At 70.4% G+C, this 18,044-nt stretch carries 14 protein-coding genes; 10 read left to right on the forward strand and 4 right to left on the reverse strand.

The features are described 5' to 3' along the window. The 4 genes from E6A26_RS09050 to E6A26_RS09065 all read left to right on the forward strand — a co-directional run bounded on the left by E6A26_RS09050 (window position 1) and on the right by E6A26_RS09065 (window position 4,259). Window positions 1–1,308, forward strand: coding sequence for an isochorismate synthase (locus E6A26_RS09050; RefSeq protein WP_136610867.1), 1,308 nt, complete (start codon window positions 1–3; stop codon window positions 1,306–1,308). 190 nt (window positions 1,309–1,498) lie between these two features. Beyond that, window positions 1,499–2,434 (forward strand): ABC transporter substrate-binding protein, encoded by a 936-nt coding sequence (locus tag E6A26_RS09055; RefSeq protein ID WP_136610868.1) that lies wholly within the window; start codon window positions 1,499–1,501, stop codon window positions 2,432–2,434. A 5-nt stretch (window positions 2,435–2,439) separates the two neighbouring features. Further along, on the forward strand, window positions 2,440–3,456 hold the full coding sequence (locus E6A26_RS09060) for an amino acid ABC transporter permease (protein ID WP_136610869.1): 1,017 nt from the start codon (window positions 2,440–2,442) through the stop codon (window positions 3,454–3,456). Continuing rightward, entirely contained in the window at window positions 3,453–4,259 is an 807-nt protein-coding gene (locus tag E6A26_RS09065; protein ID WP_136610870.1) for an amino acid ABC transporter ATP-binding protein, read from the forward strand. Before E6A26_RS09060 ends, E6A26_RS09065 begins: the two co-directional genes overlap by 4 nt. Before the next feature lie 180 nt (window positions 4,260–4,439). Here E6A26_RS09065 and menD read toward each other — a convergent pair whose 3' ends face one another. Further along, a complete protein-coding gene (gene menD / locus E6A26_RS09070) occupies window positions 4,440–6,146 on the reverse strand; it encodes a 2-succinyl-5-enolpyruvyl-6-hydroxy-3-cyclohexene-1-carboxylic-acid synthase (protein ID WP_136610871.1) in 1,707 nt (568 codons plus the stop codon). Between the two features lie 509 nt (window positions 6,147–6,655). On the opposite strand from menD, the gene E6A26_RS09075 reads away from it, so the two are divergent. The 5 genes from E6A26_RS09075 (at window position 6,656) to E6A26_RS09095 (ending at window position 13,611) form a co-directional block, all read left to right on the forward strand. Further along, window positions 6,656–7,105 (forward strand): hypothetical protein, encoded by a 450-nt coding sequence (locus tag E6A26_RS09075; RefSeq protein ID WP_136610872.1) that lies wholly within the window; start codon window positions 6,656–6,658, stop codon window positions 7,103–7,105. 71 nt (window positions 7,106–7,176) lie between these two features. Continuing rightward, on the forward strand, window positions 7,177–8,310 hold the full coding sequence (locus E6A26_RS09080) for a COG1470 family protein (RefSeq protein ID WP_136610909.1): 1,134 nt from the start codon (window positions 7,177–7,179) through the stop codon (window positions 8,308–8,310). A gap of 1 nt (window position 8,311) precedes the next feature. Beyond that, window positions 8,312–8,821 (forward strand): hypothetical protein, encoded by a 510-nt coding sequence (locus E6A26_RS09085; protein WP_136610873.1) that lies wholly within the window; start codon window positions 8,312–8,314, stop codon window positions 8,819–8,821. After that, complete coding sequence (locus E6A26_RS09090; protein ID WP_168928708.1) at window positions 8,818–10,662, forward strand: beta strand repeat-containing protein; 1,845 nt, start codon at window positions 8,818–8,820, stop codon at window positions 10,660–10,662. The genes E6A26_RS09085 and E6A26_RS09090 overlap by 4 nt, the downstream gene beginning before the upstream one ends. Window positions 10,663–10,686: 24 nt before the next feature. Next, window positions 10,687–13,611 (forward strand): MGH1-like glycoside hydrolase domain-containing protein, encoded by a 2,925-nt coding sequence (locus E6A26_RS09095; RefSeq protein ID WP_234865256.1) that lies wholly within the window; start codon window positions 10,687–10,689, stop codon window positions 13,609–13,611. Here E6A26_RS09095 and E6A26_RS09100 read toward each other — a convergent pair. Together E6A26_RS09100 and E6A26_RS09105 are read right to left on the reverse strand one after the other, a co-directional pair. Next, window positions 13,581–14,606 carry an o-succinylbenzoate synthase gene (locus E6A26_RS09100; protein WP_136610875.1) on the reverse strand — a complete coding sequence of 342 codons (1,026 nt, stop codon included), beginning with the start codon at window positions 14,604–14,606 and terminating at the stop codon, window positions 13,581–13,583. The genes E6A26_RS09095 and E6A26_RS09100 overlap by 31 nt on opposite strands. Then, window positions 14,603–15,319, reverse strand: a complete 717-nt coding sequence (locus tag E6A26_RS09105; RefSeq protein WP_136610876.1) for a M50 family metallopeptidase — start codon at window positions 15,317–15,319, stop codon at window positions 14,603–14,605. Before E6A26_RS09105 ends, E6A26_RS09100 begins: the two co-directional genes overlap by 4 nt. A 73-nt stretch (window positions 15,320–15,392) precedes the next feature. Between E6A26_RS09105 and E6A26_RS09110 the strand changes: the two genes are divergently transcribed. After that, window positions 15,393–16,307, forward strand: a complete 915-nt coding sequence (locus E6A26_RS09110; RefSeq protein ID WP_136610877.1) for a phosphatase PAP2 family protein — start codon at window positions 15,393–15,395, stop codon at window positions 16,305–16,307. 276 nt (window positions 16,308–16,583) lie between these two features. Here the strand turns inward: E6A26_RS09110 and E6A26_RS09115 are convergent, their stop codons facing one another. After that, on the reverse strand, window positions 16,584–17,951 hold the full coding sequence (locus tag E6A26_RS09115) for a MinD/ParA family ATP-binding protein (RefSeq protein WP_234865258.1): 1,368 nt from the start codon (window positions 17,949–17,951) through the stop codon (window positions 16,584–16,586). Between the last annotated feature and the right edge of the window lie 93 nt (window positions 17,952–18,044).

Genomic DNA, 18,044 nt, shown 5'->3' on the forward strand with positions numbered 1-18,044 from the left:
ATGACCTCCCCTCTGCGCGCCCTCACGATCGATCTGGGCGCTGTCGCCGAAGCGGGTGCCGTCCCGTTCGGCGACCTCTCGAACGCGATCAACCACCCAGACGCCCTGTGCTGGCTCCGCCGCGGCGAGGGCCAGCTCGGCTTCGGCGAAGTCGCGCGCTTCGAGGGGACCGGGCCGGAGCGATTCATCGAGGCCGAGGCCTGGTGGAAGCGGCTCACGCTCGACGCCGACGTCGAGGATCCGCTGCAGCACCCCGGGACCGGGCTCATTGCCTTCGGCTCGTTCGCCTTCTCCAAGACCTCTGAGTACGCGTCGCGGCTCGTCGTGCCCGAGTTCGTGATCGGCGTGCGGGACGGCCGCGCGTGGGCCACGCACCTGACCGCGGACGGGAGCCGGCCTTCCGAGCGGGAGCTGCGCGCCGCCGTCGTCCGTTGGACCTCCCCCGTGCCGCTCGCGTCGCTCAACGGCGCGCGCCTCGCGGTGCGCGCCGGGCGGCTCGGCGAGCAGCGGTGGATGTCCGCCGTCGCGTCCGGGGTTCGGCACATCCGCGCGGGCGAGCTCGAGAAGCTCGTGCTGGCGCGCGACGTGGTCGTCGAGGACGACGGCGGGATCCCCCGCGAGCGCGTGCTGCGCCGCCTCGCATCGGCCTACCGCGACTGTTGGGTGTATGGGGTCGACGGGCTCGTGGGCGCAACGCCCGAGATGCTCATCCAGGTCGAGGGGCGCACGGCCCAGGCGCGCGTGCTCGCGGGCACGCTCGACCGCCGCGAGGCCGACGGCGAGGGGCCCGGCTACGCGGAGCGCGTCCTCGCGGGGTCCGCGAAGCAGCGGCACGAGCACCAGATCGCGATCGAATCGCTCACGACCGCGCTCGAGCCCTTCGCCGCGGCGCTCAACGCCCACGACGAGCCGTTCATCCTCGAGCTGCCCAACGTCTACCACCTCGCGTCCGACGTCAAGGCGGAGCTCGCCGACGTCGAGGGCCACGTGCCCACGCCGCTCGCGCTCGTCAACGCGCTGCACCCGACGGCCGCCGTGTGCGGAACGCCCACCGAGACGGCAGGCGCCCTCATCCGCGAACTCGAGACCCTCGATCGCGGCCCCTACGCAGGGCCCGTGGGCTGGCTCGACGGCGCGGGGAACGGCGAGTTCGGGATCGCCCTGCGGGGTGCGGTCCTCGAGGGCCGAAACACCGCGCGACTTTACGCGGGCTGCGGGATCGTCGAGGGGTCGCTTCCGGAAGCGGAGCTCGCGGAGACGTGGGCGAAGTTCCGGCCGATGCTCGAGGCGCTCGGCGTGGAGCGCTGACTTCAGGCACCGAGAACGTCCGGGATCCCGGAACGATGTCGGGGATTCGGGGTTGCACTCCCTGCCTTTTCGTTGTCCAATGGTGAAACTAAAGTTGCATGTGATGCACATCTCACCCCGCTCGAGCGAGCGGATAGGATAGATGTCGCTTTAGCACCTGTTTGCCACTACCTCAACTAAGGGACGAACCATGACCTTCACCACGAAGCTCGCTGCCAAGGGCGCTGTGGTCCTCGCGGTAGGCGCGCTTGCGCTCACCGGCTGCACCAACGCGTCCGAGACGGCTGGCGGCGCCCAGCCGAGCGGCTCCGGCTCCGCCAGCTTCGATCCGAGCAGTGTCCAGAAGGATGACTCCCTGGCGTCGCAGGTGCCCGCCGCCATCAAGTCCAAGGGAACGCTCGTGGTCGGCTCCGACACGACGTACGCCCCCGCCGAGTTCCTGGGCGGCTCCGACAACCACACCCCGATGGGCTACGACGTCGACCTGGCCAAGGCCATCGGCGCGACCCTGGGCCTCAAGGTCGACGTCCAGACGGCCGACTTCACGGGCATCCTCCCCGCGCTCGGCCCGAAGTACGATCTCGGAATCAGCTCGTTCACGATCACGAAGGAGCGCCTCGGCGCCGTCAACTTCGTGAGCTACTTCAACGCGGGCACCGCGTGGGCCGTCCAGAAGGGCAACCCGAAGAAGTTCTCCGTCGATGACGTATGCGGCAAGTCGATCGGCGTCCAGACCGGCACGACCGAGGCGGACGACATCAAGAACAAGAGCGACAAGTGCACGCAGAGCGGCAAGAAGGCGATCGACGTCGTCTCGCTCGACAAGCAGACGGACCTCAACACCCGTCTGGTCAGCGGCGGCCTCGACGCGATGTCCGCGGATTCGCCCGTGGTCGGCTACGCGATCTCGCAGACCAACGGCGCGCTCGAGAAGGTCGGGAGCACGACCGACGCAGCCCCTGAGGGCATCGCGGTCGCGAAGAGCGATACGGCCCTCGCTGGGCTCGTCCAGAAGGTCATGGCGAAGCTCATCTCCAACGGCTCGTACAAGAAGATCCTCGACACCTGGAACAACTCCGACGGCGCGATCAGCAACGCTGAGCTCAACCCGTCCGTCTCCTCGTGACTCTCATGACTACTCACCGCGCGGAAACCACTGAAGCCGCGAAGCAGGGCGGCGCACCGGAACTCATCAAGGCAGTTCCGGTGCGCCACCCCGGCCGCTGGGTCGCGGCCGCGGTCATCCTCATCCTCGTGGCTCTGGCCATCCAGAGCCTCGCGACGAACCCCAGGTTCGGCTGGGGGACCGTCGCGGCGTACATCCGAGATGTCAATGTCGTGCAGGGCGTGGGCTGGACGCTGCTCCTGACCGTCCTGTCCATGGTCCTCGCGATCGTCCTCGCCGTCGCGCTCGCCTTCATGCGTCAGTCGGACAACCCGATCCTGCGCTGGTCGAGCTGGACCTGGGTCTGGTTCTTCCGCGGCACCCCGGTGTACACGCAGCTCATCTTCTGGGGCCTCGTGACTGTCCTCTATCCGGCTGTCACGCTCGGGATCCCGTTCGGCCCGGAGCTCGCCACGTACGTGCTGAGCGACCCGAGCAAGGGCTTCGTCCCCGCGGTCCTCGGCTTGGGCCTCAACGAGTCCGCCTATCTCGCCGAGATCTTCCGCGCGGGCCTCAAGTCCGTGGACAAGGGCCAAATCGAGGCGGCCGAGGCGCTCGGCATGCGCGGCACCAAGGTCATGTGGCGCATCGTCCTGCCCCAGGCCATGCGCGTCATCGTGCCGCCTACCGGCAACGAGACGATCGGCATGCTCAAGACGACCTCTCTCGTGCTCGCGGTCCCGTTCACCTATGACCTGACGTTCGTCACGAACGCGCTCGCGAACCGCACCTACCAGCCGATCCCGCTGCTGATCGTCGCGGCGTTCTGGTACCTCCTGGTCACGAGCATCCTCATGGTGGGCCAGCATTACATCGAGAAGTACTACGGCAAGGGCGTGGACAATCTGGTCCCGGCTCCCGTCAACGCCGCGGCCGTCAACCCGGCTGCGGCGAAGGCTGCGGCCGCGGGGATCGGCGGCGCCGAGTCCATGCCGGGCGGCCCGACGGCCGCCGGAGAGACCATCGAGGAGAGTGGCCGATGAGCGCCCCTGCCACCGCTGGGCACACCACCCCCGCGCCGACGGCCAAGGAACTGGTCCGGATCGAGGGCGTGCACAAGTACTACGGAGAGCACCACGTGCTGCGTGGGATCGACATGACCGTCCGTCAGGGCGAGGTGTCGGTGCTGATCGGCCCGTCGGGCTCCGGGAAGTCGACGCTCCTGCGCTGCGTCAACCACCTCGAGACGATCAGCGCCGGCCGCATCTGGGTCAACGACGAGCTGATCGGCTACAAGGAGAAGGGCGGCAGGCTGCACGAGCTCCACACCAAGGAGATCGCCGCGCAGCGCCGCAATATCGGCATGGTCTTCCAGCGCTTCAACCTCTTCGGCCACAAGACCGCCGTCGAGAACGTCATGGAGGCACCAGTCCAGGTCAAGGGCCAGGACAAGGCCGCTGCGAGGAAGCGCGCCCTCGAGCTCCTGGACCGCGTGGGCCTCTCGGATCGCGCCAAGCACTACCCCGCCCAGCTCTCGGGCGGGCAGCAGCAGCGCGTCGCGATCGCCCGCGCCCTCGCGATGGACCCCGAGCTCATGCTCTTCGACGAGCCCACCTCCGCGCTCGACCCCGAGCTCGTGGGCGACGTGCTCAACGTCATGAAGGACCTCGCCAGCACCGGCATGACGATGGTCGTGGTCACCCACGAGATCGGCTTCGCCCGCGAAGTCGGAGACACCCTCACCTTCATGGACGGCGGAGTCGTGGTCGAGTCGGGCAACCCCCGCGAGGTCATCGCGAACCCGCAGCACCACAGGACCCAGAGCTTCCTCAGCAAGGTGCTCTGACCGCAGACAAAGGCCGCGGCTCCGTGGAAGCGAGCGTTCTCGTTTCCACGGAGCCGCGGCCTTTTGTCTAAGTCCCCTTAACAGCGAGTAGCTGTACCCGAAACGCCCCAGCGGCGAGTTATCTGTACCCGAAACGCCCCAGCAGCAGGTTATCTGTACCCGAAACGCTCCAGGGAGCGATTATCTGTACCCGAAACGGTGTTGGGGGGAGACGGATTCTGCCACCGCCGCCCGAAGCCGCGCGTGCAGCTCGCGCAGGGCGGAACGGTCCACGCGCGCCTCGATGATCTCCCGGGCCGACGACCGGGGTGCGGCCAAGGCGGAAGCTGCCTCCGCCGTCGTCCGCACGACCGTGTGCCGCACGCCGTAGGCCGCGGCGAGCGCACGGAGGTCGGCCTTGTGCGGCGTGCCGAAGAGGCGTTCGACAGCGGCCGCGGCACCCGGGCGGTCCGCGCCGTCGCCCGCCACGCGGCCGTGCTCGAGGAGGCCGAAGATCGCGCCTCCGGCGTCGTTGAGCACGACGATGCGCAGCGATGGCTCGGCCTCGCCGGTGCCGAGGAGGAGGCCACCGGCGTCGTGCAGGAACGTGAGGTCGCCGAGGAACAGGGTCGTCTCGAGGCGGTTCCCGAGCCAGAGGCCGGTCGCGGTCGAGACCGTGCCGTCGATGCCTGCGAGGCCGCGGTTCGAGAACACGCGCGCGCCTGGCTCGCCCGCGGGCGAGGCCGCGAGGTCCACGTCGCGGATCCCGTTCGACGAGCCGAGGAGGAGCTGCCCGCGAGCGGCCTGCCACACGAGCTGCGCGAGGCGCGGGCCCGAGAGCGGGAGGGCCGCCAGCACGCGGTCCATGGCCTCCTGCGCGGCCGCGCCAGCGAGGAGCCACGCGTCGAGCCACCCCTCGGCGCCGCGGCCAGCGAAGTCGGAGAGCTCGTCGAGGTCCGCGACGAGCCGCTCGCGCCGCCGCCCCTCCTCGAACCACGCGACCGGACGCGGGTGGAACAGCGCCGTCTCGACCCCCTCGCGCTCGAGCAGCGCCGTGACCGGTCGGCTGAGGGTGGGCCGTCCGAACAGCACGACCCGCTCGATCCCCTCCCCCGGATGTCCGTCGAGCAGCACGCGGTACGGCCCCACGGCGTGCGAGCCGAAGCGCGCGTTGGACGACGGCTCCGCGAGGAGCGGCAGCCCGTGCGCGGCGGCGAACGCCTCGGCGAGCGGCCCGGCGCCGTGGCCGGCCATGACGACCGCGCGCCGCGGCGGGAGCCCGCCGAGCGCCGCGACCGCAGGCCGACGGTACGCGAAGCCCTCCGTGGCCGGCTGCGCCCACCCGCCGACGGGCGGCTCCCACTCCCCCGCGGGCACGAGCGGCTCGCGGAAGCACACGTTGAGCTGCACCGGGCCCGAGGGAACGCCGGGCAGGAGCCCCGAGGCGGCGCTGAGCGCTGTCCGCACGGCCGACGACGGCGACTCCCCCGCCGGGACCGACGTCGCGAAGCGCACATGCTCGCCGAAGAGGTCGAGCTGTTCGGTCGTCTGGTTCGCGCCCGTCCCGTGGAGTTCGGCGGGCCGGTCGGCGGAAAGCACGATCACGGGGACCTCGGCGTGGTTCGCCTCCATGACGGCGGGCAGAAGATTCCCCACGGCCGTGCCGCTCGTGGTGAGCACCGCCGTCGGCCGTCCCGAGGAGAGCGCGGCGCCGAGCGCGGTGAACCCGCCCGCGCGCTCGTCGATCCGCACCACGAGTTCGAGGAGGCCGCGGCCCTCGGCCTCGGCGAGCGCATACGCGAGGGGCGCGCTGCGCGACCCGGGGCAGACAACAACGCGACGAACGCCGCCCGCGAGGAGTCCGGAGACCACCTCGCGGGCGGCGTCGAGGGAGCCGAGAGAAGTCACACCTCAATCCTAGGCTCGTGGCGGCGACGTCCGATCGAAGGGCGTCATTGCTCCCCTCCTGAGTACACCCGCGAGGCCATCCCGGTAGCCCGGCGCCTCCATCCCTTGGCTGCCTCTGCCTCCTTGACCCGTTCTCGGGCCCCTTCCGCATTCGTTCGGACTCGTCCTTCGGACTCGTTCCTTCGGACCTGTCTGCGAGTACCGCACGGGTGTTCATCTCTGCCGAGAAGTCGAGTACGCGCAAGTGTAGGAGCATCCCGCAGGGGCTGAGAGAGTCTTTCGCATCGGGCTCCAGATCCACCCGATCCGAGTCCAGAGGGCGTCAACGGTGGGGCATTGCGCGCCGCCGCACACACTGCCCACAAACCCGCACCGCCCACCAACCAGCACCGCCCACAAACCAGCACCGCCCACAAACCAGCACCGCCCACCAACGAGCACGACCCACCAACGAGCACGGCCCACGAACCATCACCGTTCAGGACCCATCACCCTTCAAGGAGCACCCCATGAGGAAGCTGTCGATCAAGAGCAAGGTCGCTGTCGCCGTCACCACTGCCGGTCTCATCGGCATCGGCGGAGGCGCGTTTGCCTACTGGACCACGACCGGAGCCGGCAGCGGCAATGCCGCCACCTCCGCTGGTGGCCAGACCGTGGTGCTGCACTCGACGTTCAACGCCGGCCTCACGCCGGGCGAGTCAGAGGCAGTCGCCTACACGGCCGACAACGGCAACGATACGAGCACTGTCGTCGGGGCACTTGCGGCGACCGTGAGCACGAGCGTTGCGCAGTGCGATCCGGCGTGGTTCGGTGTCACGGCCCTCACGTCCAACTCGACGGTCGCCGGTCACACCACGGGCGTCTCGGTGGGAAGCGGCACCTTGACGTTCAAGGACTCCGCGGCGAACCAGGACGCCTGCAAGGGCGCGATCATCACGGTCTCGGTCACGAGCAACTAGCCCCAGCCAGGCGGGCAACCATGACACTGCAGCAGCTATGACACTGCATAAGGAGACACAGGGTGCGGGATATGCGGAATCTCCTCGGGGCAACGCCTCAAGGCCTCGGGAGAGCAGTCAGGATCGCGGTCATTACCCTGCTCGGTGTCATGCTGCCCGCCGGGGCGCTCTTCGCGGCGGGCCAAACGCCCAAGCCGTCCTTCACAGTGCAGGTCTCGCCCGGAAGCCAATCGGTGGTCCGCGGCTCGAACGCCGTGTATGCGGTCACCGTAACTTCGCAGAACGGCTTCGCGGGGGCCGTCGCGCTGTCAGTGGGCGCGCTGCCGAGCCCGGCGACGGCGAGCTTCTCGCCGTCGGGGCTCAGCCTCACCCCGGGCTCGTCGTCGACGTCGACGCTGACGGTGGCGACCACGTCATCCACCCCCGTAGGGACCTACAGCCTCCAAATCGAGGGCACCTCGGGGAAGACGAGCGCTTCCACCGGCGCCGGCCTGACCGTGAACTACCCGCTCTCGGGGTCCTTCTCGGTGACCAGCGCCCCGGCCTCGCTGAGCATCTCGCCTGGCTCGAGCGGCGTCTACGGCCTCGCCATCAGCCGCTCCAACATGCCGGGCCCGATCTCCTTCACGGTGTCCGGCGTCCCATCTGGAGTCTCGGCGAGCTTCAGTCCGAATTCGACCACCGGACCCTCCTCGAGCCTCCAGATCACCGCGTCCGCCTCGGCCCCGGCGACCAAAACGACCCTCTATATCGTCGGCTCAGGGCAGGATCCGAGCGGCAAAGCGCAGTACGCGTACGCCAGCGTGCAGTTTGAGGTGCTCAGCAACGGCAAGGCCTTCGCGATCACGGGCGGCCTCGTTTCGCCTCTCGCCCCAGGGCTCTCCAAGCCGCTCGCCCTGAGCTTCTCGAATCCGAACAGCCAGCCGCTCTCCATCACAAATCTCTCGGTGACGCTCACGGGCGTGACGCGTGCAGCTGACGCTGTGTCCAAGGGCCTTCCGTGCAGCATCGCGGACTACGCCGTGACGCAATACAGCGGGCCCTACCCCCTCGCGGCGCCGGTTGGCACGAGCTCGTTCGCCTCCATGGGAGTCCCGGGCAGCCAGTGGCCCAAGGTCTCCATGCTCGACACGACCGCCAATCAGGACGGCTGCAAAGGCGCGACCCTGCTCCTTGGCTTCTCTGGGTCCGGACAGGGGAACTGAGATGAAGATCCTCCAGCGCTTCACAGTCCTCCGAGGCAGCCGACGCGCGGTGGCGACCCTCGCCGCCGTCGTCCTCCTCCTTGCGGTCGGCGCGGCCGCCTCCGCCTACTGGCTCATGGGCGGTGTCGGCTCGGGAAACGCCGCGGCGGGGCAGCTGCAGGCCCTGACGGGCAAGGCCCTCGTTCAGCTGGCACCGGGCCAGGCGCCGCTCTACCCGGGTGGGACAGCCGATGCCGCCGTCAGCATCACCAATCCCAACCCGTACGACGTCCAGCTCTACAGCGTCGCCGCGGCCGGTCCGGCCGCCCCCGATGCCGGGCATCCACAATGCGTGACGACGGGGGTCGCGTTCCAGAGCCCCGCCGCACCGCTCACGCCGACGGTCACGATCCCCGCCAACGCCACGCTGACCGTTTCCCTCCCGAGAACGGTCACGATGGACCTCACCTCGGATTCCGGGTGCCAAGGCGCGATGTTCGACCTCCCGCTGATCCTCGAGGTGCGCAAGTGAACCGTCACCAGACCACCGCCGGCCGCGCCACGCCTCTGCGTCGCCTCGGCAGGCGCGGCACCGCGCTGCTTGCGGCGGCACTCCTCGTCGCTGGCAGCGGCGGGGCCGCGTTCGCCTACTGGCAGGCGGCATCGGGCACCCAGAACGCCGTGGCGGGTGCCGACGCCCTCGCGCAAGGGCCAACGCCGGTCGCTACCGCGGCACGCCAGAGCGTCACGGTGTCCTGGGCAGCCAGCGCCACGGCAGGCGGACACGCCGCATCCGGCTACACGGTGCGCCGCTACAGCACCTCGACCGGCGGCAGCCCGGTCCCCGCCGGGGCGGGGTGCGCGGGAGCCCTCGCCGCCCTCTCCTGCACCGAGACCGGCGTTCCAGCGGGGACGTGGTATTACACCGTCACGCCGCTGCTCGGCAATTGGAGCGGCGCAGAGGGCGGCCGCGGCAGCGGCGTCATCTCGGACGGGACGGCACCCACTGTCTCCGTGACCTCGATCTCGCCCCCGCCGAACGCCGCGGGCTACGACAACGTCAGCCCCGTTGTGGTCACGCTGGCCGCCGTCGACGAGGCTGGCGGCAGCGGTGTCACCTCGCTCACCTACACCCTCGACGGCGGGCAGCCCGTGACCCTTGCCGCCAGCACGACGTCCGTATCCGTGGCCGGCGACGGCACCCATACCCTCGTGTACTCAGCCACCGATCGGGCCGGCAACGTGTCGGCCAACCAATCGCTGACACTCCGGATCGACACGCAGGCCCCCGCCGCGCCTTCGTTGGCCGTTCCCGCCGTGGTCAATGCTGCGAATGTGGCCTCTGTACCGATCTCCGGGACGGCCGAGGCGGCCAGCACGGTCACCGTCGTCGCCTCCGACGGCGCCGGCCGCACCGCGAGCGGTACGGCCACGGCGAGCTCGACCGGCACGTGGTCGCTCCCGACCCTCAACGTGACGAACCTCAACGACGGCACGCTGACCGTGAATGCCACCGCCCAGGACCTCGCTGGCAACAACAGCGCCCCCACCACCGTGAGCGTCACGAAGGACACCGTCTCTGCCGCCCCCGTGTTCACCACGGTTCCCGCAAAGATCACGGGGGACACGGTGGCTGCGGTCCAGCTCGCGGGCACGGCCGAGGCCGGGGCGACGGTCGCCCTGACTGCCACCGGCGCGGTGAGCGGCACGGCGACGGCCTCGGCGACAGCCAACAGTGCGGGGAACTGGTCCGCCACCATGAACCTGAGTGCTCTGAGCTCCGGGGCGGTGACCTTCTCCGCCCGGGCCACCGACGTGGCGGAGAACGTCAGCACGGTCACGACGGCCACGAGCCGCATCGGTCCCAAGGTCGTCTCGGTGACGCTCCAGAACGGCGGACTCGCCGGCACAGCGGACACGAACGACAAGGTCGTGATCGTGTTCAACGAGACGATGAATCCGAGTTCCCTGTGCGACCTCTGGACCAGTCCGACGGGGCCTTGGACCCAATCCGCGAACAGCGTGAGCGTCCAGATCACCCGCAACGCCGGCAACGACCTCCTCACCCTTCCGTCGACAGGCTGCACGACGTCGGGCTTCGGCAGCGTCGCTCTCGGCACGGCCTACACCACGGGCTCGGGAGGAAACCTCACCTTCAAGGGATCCGGCCAGAACCAACCGTCCTCGGTCTCGCTCGGCGCCGACAGGAAGACGCTCACCATCACCCTCGGAGCACTCAAGAGCGGCGTCCCCGGCACGGGAGCAGGGGCCAGCATCCCCGCCTATCAGCCGGCCACGACGGGTACCCCCACCGACACCGCGGGAGTTCCTCTCGGCACCCTGCCCGTGAATGGAACGTCGACGCACTTCTGACGGCTCGGATGGCAGACTGGCGCCATGCCGGACGCCACCCATCGCGACGCCACGACCCCTCGCAGCACCGCCGCACCCGACGCCCCAGACCGCCACACCGCCCCCGCGCAGGACACCCCCACACAGGACACCCCCGCGCCGGACGCCCCCACACAGGACACCCCCGAGCACCGCCGCCTCGCCGAGTCCCCCGGGGATTCGGATCCCTGGCGCCTCTGGGGCCCGTATCTGGCCGGACGCCAGTGGGGCACGGTCCGCGAGGACTACTCGGAGGACGGCGACGCCTGGGACTTCTTCCCGTTCGACCACGCGCATCGGCGGGCCTATCGCTGGGGCGAGGACGGGATCGCTGGCCTGTGCGACCGCTTCGGCTTCCTCAACCTCGGCGTCGCGCTGTGGAACGGCCACGACGACCGGCTCAAGGAGCGCTACTTCGGCCTCACGAACGGCCAAGGCAACCACGGGGAGGACGTTAAGGAGCACTGGTGGCACGTCGACGCGACACCCACGCATTCGTGGGCCAAGACGCTGTACCGGTACCCGCAGGCGGCGTATCCGTACGAGGACCTCGTGCGCACGAACGGGAGCCTCTCCCGCGAGTCCCCGGAGTACGAGCTGTCGGACACGGGAGTCCTCCGCGAGGACCGCTTCTTCGACATCGAGACCGTGCACGCGAAGGCCTCGCCCGACGACGTGTGCGTCACCATCACCGCAACCAACCACGGCCCGGACCCTGCGCCGCTCGATCTCGTCGCGCAGCTGTGGTTCCGGAACACGTGGGCCTGGGGTCGCGACGAGCGCGTCCCACAGCTGCGCAGGCTGCGCCCGCCCGAGCTCCGGCCAGGCGGCGTCGTCGCGATCGAGGCGACCCACGGATTCCTGGGCCGCTACGTCCTGGCGGCGGACACGTTCCGGGCTGAAGGCGCGCCCCTGGGCGCGGCGCGCGCTGCCTGGCCTCACCATGTGGCGCCCGAGGTGATGTTCTGCGACAACGAGAGCAACGACGTCGAGCTCTTCGGCGCTCCGGAGAACCGCTCGCCCCACCCCACCGACGCGATCGACGCCGCGATCGTCCGCGACGACCGCTCTCTGCTCAATCCGGCCGAGACGGGCACGAAGGCGGCCGTGCGCTGGCGCATCCCCGCGATCGCCCCAGGCGCGAGCGTGACCGTGCGCCTTCGGCTGACGGGCGAGATGCTCCCGCTCGACCCGTTCGGCGTCGGGTTCGACGACGTCCTCGCCGACCGTGAGCGGGAGGCGGACGAGTTCTACGCGGCGGTCCTCGGGACAGGGTCCGGCCCGACCCCCAGCCCCGCCGGCGCGGGCACGGGCGCGGAGCAGACGACGGCGGAGGACGCCTTCGTGGCCCGCCGCGCCTTCGCCGGGCTCCTGTGGGGCAAGCAGCATTATCGCTACTCCGTGCGCGAGTGGCTCGAGGGGGACCCGGCGTTCCCGGCCCCGCCCGGCGACCGCCTCGGGCTCGCGGGGCGCAACTCGGGGTGGCGGCATCTTGCCCTCGCCGATGTCATCTCGATGCCGGACGAGTGGGAGTACCCGTGGTTCGCCTCGTGGGACCTGGCGTTCCACTGCGTGGCGCTCGCCCACATCGATCCCGAGTTTGCGAAGGGCCAGCTCGTGCTCCTGTGCCGGGAGTGGGCGATGCACCCGGACGGGCAGCTTCCCGCCTACGAGTGGGCGTTCGGAGACGTGAATCCGCCCGTCCACGCGTGGGCGGCCTGGCAGGTCTACTGCATCGACGGCGGCCGCGACCTCGACTTCCTCACCCGAGTGTTCGCGAAGCTCCTGCTCAACTTCTCGTGGTGGGTCAACCGCAAGGACGCCGACGGCTCGAACCTGTTCGAGGGCGGCTTCCTCGGGATGGACAACATCGGGCTCTTCGACCGCTCGAAGGGACTGCCGCCGGGCCATCGGCTCGAGCAGTCGGACGCGACGAGTTGGATGGCGTTCTACTGCCTGACCATGATGCGGATCGCGCTCGAGCTAGCGCGCCAGGACCGGGTGTGGGACGATCTCGCGACCAAGTTCCTCGAGCACTTCCTCTCGATCGCGGACGCCATGGACACGTTCGGGAGCGCCGGCGTCGAGCTGTGGGACGAGGCGGACGGCTTCTTCTACGACGTCCTCGTGGCCGACGACGGGAGCCAACAGCGCCTCCCGATCCGCAGCATGGTCGGCCTCCTGCCGCTCCTCGCAGTCGCGGTCGCCCCCGAGTGGGCCCAGGCGGAGCTTCCCGACTTCGCGCAGAACCTGCACTGGCTCCAGCGGCACCGGCCGGAGCAGATGGGCGCGCTCCTGCGAGCCACGAGCAGCGGGGCGAACCCCGACGCTGACGTCGCCTCGCGGCTCACGCTCGCAGTCCTGCATGGCGAGCGGCTCACGCGCGTGCTCGCGCGCATGCTCGACGAACGCGAGTTCCTCTCCCCCTACGGGCTCCGCTCCCTCTCGGCCGCGTACCGCGAACCGTTCACCGTCAGCGTCGCAGGCCAACCGATGACCATCGCCTATCTGCCGGGCGAGTCGGACTCGGGCCTGTTCGGCGGGAACTCGAACTGGCGCGGGCCCGTGTGGTTCCCCGTCAACGTCCTCATGGCCGACGCCCTCGCCGTCTTCGCCGAGGGCTCGGGGGCGGACGTCACCGTCGAGTTCCCCACGGGCTCGGGGACGCGCGTCTCCCTCGGGGTCGTGGCCCGCGAGCTCGAAGGGCGCCTCGTGCGGCTGTTCCGGCCGGACGAGACAGGCCGACGCCCCAGCACGCCGCGCCACCACCCAGCGGGTCCGCTGTGGGATGCGCACCCCACGTTCAGCGAGTACTTCCACGGCGACACGGGCGCGGGAATCGGGGCGTCGCACCAGACGGGCTGGACCGCGCTCGTCGCCCACCTCGTGTGCAGGCACGCTCAGGAGCCAGCCGACCCCAAAACCCCGTAGCACCGACGCAGGCGGTCGAGCCACCACGCGCGCCGCTCGGCCGGGGCCGCGTGCTCGGCGAGGAGCTCGGGGTCCGGCGTAGGGGACTCGAGGGGCAGGCAGCCGCCGCTCGGCACGAGGGGCGAGCGGACGACGTCGTGCGCGAACAGCGCGCCGGTGCCGAGGCCGCACGCGTACGGGAGCTCGGGCAACGCCGCGGCGAGCGCGACGCCCGCGGCGAGGCCCACGGACGTGTCGAGGGCCGAGCTCACCACCGCCGGCAGGCCTGCGGCGCCTACGATCTCGAGGGCCCGCCGCACCCCGCCGAGGGGTGCGGCCTTGACCACAATGAGGTCGGCGGCGCCGGCGCGGGCCACGCGGAGCGGGTCTTCGGCCTTGCGGACGCTCTCGTCGGCAGCAATGAGCACGGGAGTGCCGGCTGCGGCGAGGCGGGCGCGCACCGCGGCGAGCCCCTCGATCCCGGCGGCCGGCTGCTCGGCGTACTCGAGTTCGAACGGCGCGAGCGCGGCGAGCGCCTCAACGGCCTCGTCCACCGACCAGGCCGCGTTGGCGTCGACGCGCAGGGCCGCATCCGGCAGGGCCTCGCGCACGGCGGCGACCCGAGCGACGTCGTCCGCGAGAGTCTGCCCCCGCTCGGCGACCTTGACCTTCACCGCCGAGACCGGGCCGTACTTCGCAAGCACCTCGGGCACGCGCGTCGCGGGGACAGCGGGGACCGTCGCGTTGACCGGCACGGTGTCCCGCACGGACGCGGGGAACCCTTCCCACGCAGCCTCGATGGCCGACGCGAGCCAGCGCGAGGATTCGACGTCGTCGTACTCGAGGAACGGGGCGAACTCGCCCCACCCTGCGGGGCCGCGCAGGAGGAGCGCCTCGCGTTCGAGGACGCCGCGGAACCGCACCGTGAGCGGCAGACGGACGACGGCGGCACTCGCCTCGAGCGCCTCGAGCGGCGGGAGGGCACCGGGACGGAGGTCTGGTTCGAGGCCAGTCATGCGGCAACCCTCAGGACGAGCCACGCCGCCGCGCCGCAGGCCGCGATGACGACGGCGAACGAGAACAGCCAGAACCCCGCCGGCACGCCGGTCTTGCGCGACAGGATGTACGCGTCGGAGCTCGCGAGCTCGCGGCGGCGCGTCGTGTGGACGGACACGAGGTTCCACCAGTCGCGGACGGCGCCCAGGACAAGGGCCACCCCAGCGCCGAGCGCGAGGTGCCCCTGCAGATCCGGCGGCACGGCCACCACGAGGATCGCGACGGCGAGAATCGCGCCCAGGACGATGAGGACGCCTTGGAGATTGCGAATGAACAGGAAGACGGCGATGAGCACGACCACCGCCCCCGACAGCGCGGCGCGGCCCCATCCCGCGGCAGACGCCGCGACGAGCGCGGCGCCGACGACGGCGGGCGCCGGGTAGCCCCAGAAGCCGAACCAGACGGCCCGGCCACGCCCCATCCCCTGGGTCGTGCCGCCTTGGTCCATGCGGAGCGTGATCCCGGTGACGCGCATGCCGGTGAGGAGCCCGGCGAAGGCATGGCCCAGCTCGTGGACGATCGTCACGAAGCGGCCGAAGAAGTGCCACAGGACCGGGACGACGCACAGCGCCGCCGCGCCGATCAGCAGCCACACGAGCTCGCTCGCGGGCACCGTGAGCGGCGCGGTGTGCGTGAAACCCTGGACGAACGCCGCCCACCATTCCTGAACCATCACCCCGACCCTAGCGGAGCAAGCTGAGGGGTCCCAGCTGAGAAGCGCAGCGGGGTGTGTCACCCTTGAAGCCATGGCATCAACGCGCGCGCAACCCGACACGCCCAGCTCATCGCGGCATGTGGCGCCGCTCCGCGACGCCATCGCGAGGCCGGGGCTGTTCATCGGGGCAGCACTCGCGAGCGCCGCCGGGGTCGCAGGGACGTACTGGTTCTTCGTCCGCACGACCACCGGCCAGTACATCGACGAGTCGGCACTCGACGAGGCGGTCGCGCTCTACGGCGAGCGCGCCGCGAAGGCCGCGCTGGGCTTCCTCGACGCCCTGCCGACCATGGCCGTCGTCGTCGGCATTGGGGGGCTGCTGTACGCAGCCATCGCGAAGGGCCGCTGGTCGGCCGCGCTCATCGCCTTCTTGGGGGCCGCGCTCGCCAACATCGCCACGCAGGTCCTCAAGGCGTACGTTTTCACCCGGCCGTTCCGCGGCGTCGAGACGCTCATGGACAACTCGCTCCCCTCAGGCCACACGACGCTCGCTGCCTCGGCCGCCGCTGCCGTGTTCTTGGTCACGTCGCCGTCGTGGCGGCCGTTCATCGCGTGGGCCGGCGGGACGTTCGCCATCCTCTCGGGCGGCGCCACCCTCGTGAACCAGTGGCACCGGCCCTCGGACGTCATCGCGGCATTCCTCGTGGTCGGGGCGGTCATGACGCCGGCCGGGTGGATCATCATGCGAACCGGTTGGCGATGGAACACCTGGGAGGGCTTCGGGAGCCAGTGGACGGCGTCCCGGGTGTGGCTCGCGCTGCCGGTCCTCGCCGGCGTCTGCGCCATGGGGCTCGCGATCTCGCTGCTCGCGCGCCTCGCTCCGGGGTCTGGCGTCACGAGCACCACCCACTATTTCTGGGCGGGCATCTCGCTCATCGTGATCAGCGGCTATCTCCTGACGGTTGCGGCGACCTGGCTGTTCGCCGTCGCGGCGCGCAGGGACTAAGCGCGCAGGCACAACGCATCTGACTTCCCGGGAAGCTCTCAGCATCCGACCCGTTGCGCTTGGGCACCGGAGGCGATTAGCCTTTGCCATATCCATTCATTGGACTAATCGGCTTGACGAAACTCTGCTTCGGGGCCGATGGACGGCACGACTGCTATTGGGGGCAGCCGTGCCGTCCCCTTTTCTTGGGCATGGACCGCTCCCGTTAGTGGGCGCACGCAGTTCGCATAGCTAGGCGCGCGGCGGTTCGGGGCACCTCGGTTTGGCCCGATTGCCTCAGCGATAGCCGTCGACGATGGCGGCGGCGATCTCCCGGTACGCGCGCCGCGTGTCCGGCCGCAGCGACGCGAGCGAGATGAGATCGCCGTCAGCGACGGCGTTGTCGTGCGGGACGCTGATCAGTACGCGGCACATTCCGCCGAGCGTGGCCTCGATGGCGGCCTTGTCGACTCGAGCCGAGACGCCGTCCTTGTCGGTGACGACCACGATCGCGTTGCGCGCGAGCTCGCCGAACCCGTGGGCCGCGAGCCAGGCGAGCGTGTCGCGGGCGCGCTTGGCCCCGCTCACCGCGAAGCCGGCCGCAACGACCACGTTGTCGGCGTTCTCGAGGATTCCCCGCATGGCCGGCCGGCTGACCCCGGTCCCGCAGTCCGTGAGCGTGACGCCGTAGTGGCGGGACACGAGGTCGTAGACCCGGCGGTAGTCCTCGACCGTGAGGGAGTCGGAGAGCTCTGGATCCTGCTCCCCCGCGAGAAGGTGAAGTCCCGAGGCCTCGTGGAGGTAGGCGTTCAGTGCATCGCGGGACTCATCGTCCCCGATCCGCTGGAGGAGTCGCGTGATGGTCAGCTCGCGTTCGGACTCGTAGGCACCCTCTCCGAGGGCACGCTCGATGAGGTCGCCGGCGTCGGGATTCGCGTCGATTGCGCAGACGCTCCCCTCGCGGATGCCAGCAAGCGTGAGCCCCACGCCGATCGTGGTGGACGTCTTGCCGACACCGCCCTTGAGCGAGAGGAACGCCGTGTTCTGGCTTCCTCCTATGCTGCGACGGATTCGCCGGTCGAGCTCGGCCTCGGCCCGGTCCTCGGCGGACGGCCCGAAGATCGAGCCGCCACTGATGCGGTGCAGCCACCCACGAAACCCGCGCAGTCCCGTCACCTCTTCGACAGGCCTGACGAACCCAGCGGGCTGTTCGATGAAGGGGACGGCCGGGGGCGGCGTCGGAGCGGGCGGCGGGGTCTGATCGACGACGCGCGGCGTGGGCGCGGGCAGGGGGTCCGGGTCGATGGTGCGCGGCGTAGGCACGGGCGCTTCCGAGCTTTCGATTTCGCGCCCCGCGAGATGATCCGTCTCCGTGTAAGGCTCCGATACTTCGGGCAAGCGCTCGGGCAGGGCCGGCTGAGCCTCAGGCGGGAGGGATTCGAGAGGGAGTGATTCGAGCGGGAAGGATCCACGCGGGAGGGACTCGAGCGGCAACGCCTCCGGGACCGATTCCTGCTGCACGGCATCCCGCGCAGAGAGGGGGTCCTGCGCCGAGAGGGCATCCTGCGCCGAGAGGGCATCCTGCGCCGAGAGGGGCGGGTCATCCGGCAGTGGCGGCGCGGCCTCCTGCAGCTCGCGAAGCCTGCGGAGCTCCCGACGCGTCATCGGCGCTGAACCACTCGATCCAGAATTGAGACCAGAATTGAGACCAGAATTGACCCCAGAAGTGACGCCGGAAGCTAACCCGGGATTCGACGC

This window comes from Sinomonas albida (assembly GCF_004919045.1).
GTDB classification, from domain to species: domain Bacteria; phylum Actinomycetota; class Actinomycetes; order Actinomycetales; family Micrococcaceae; genus Sinomonas; species Sinomonas albida.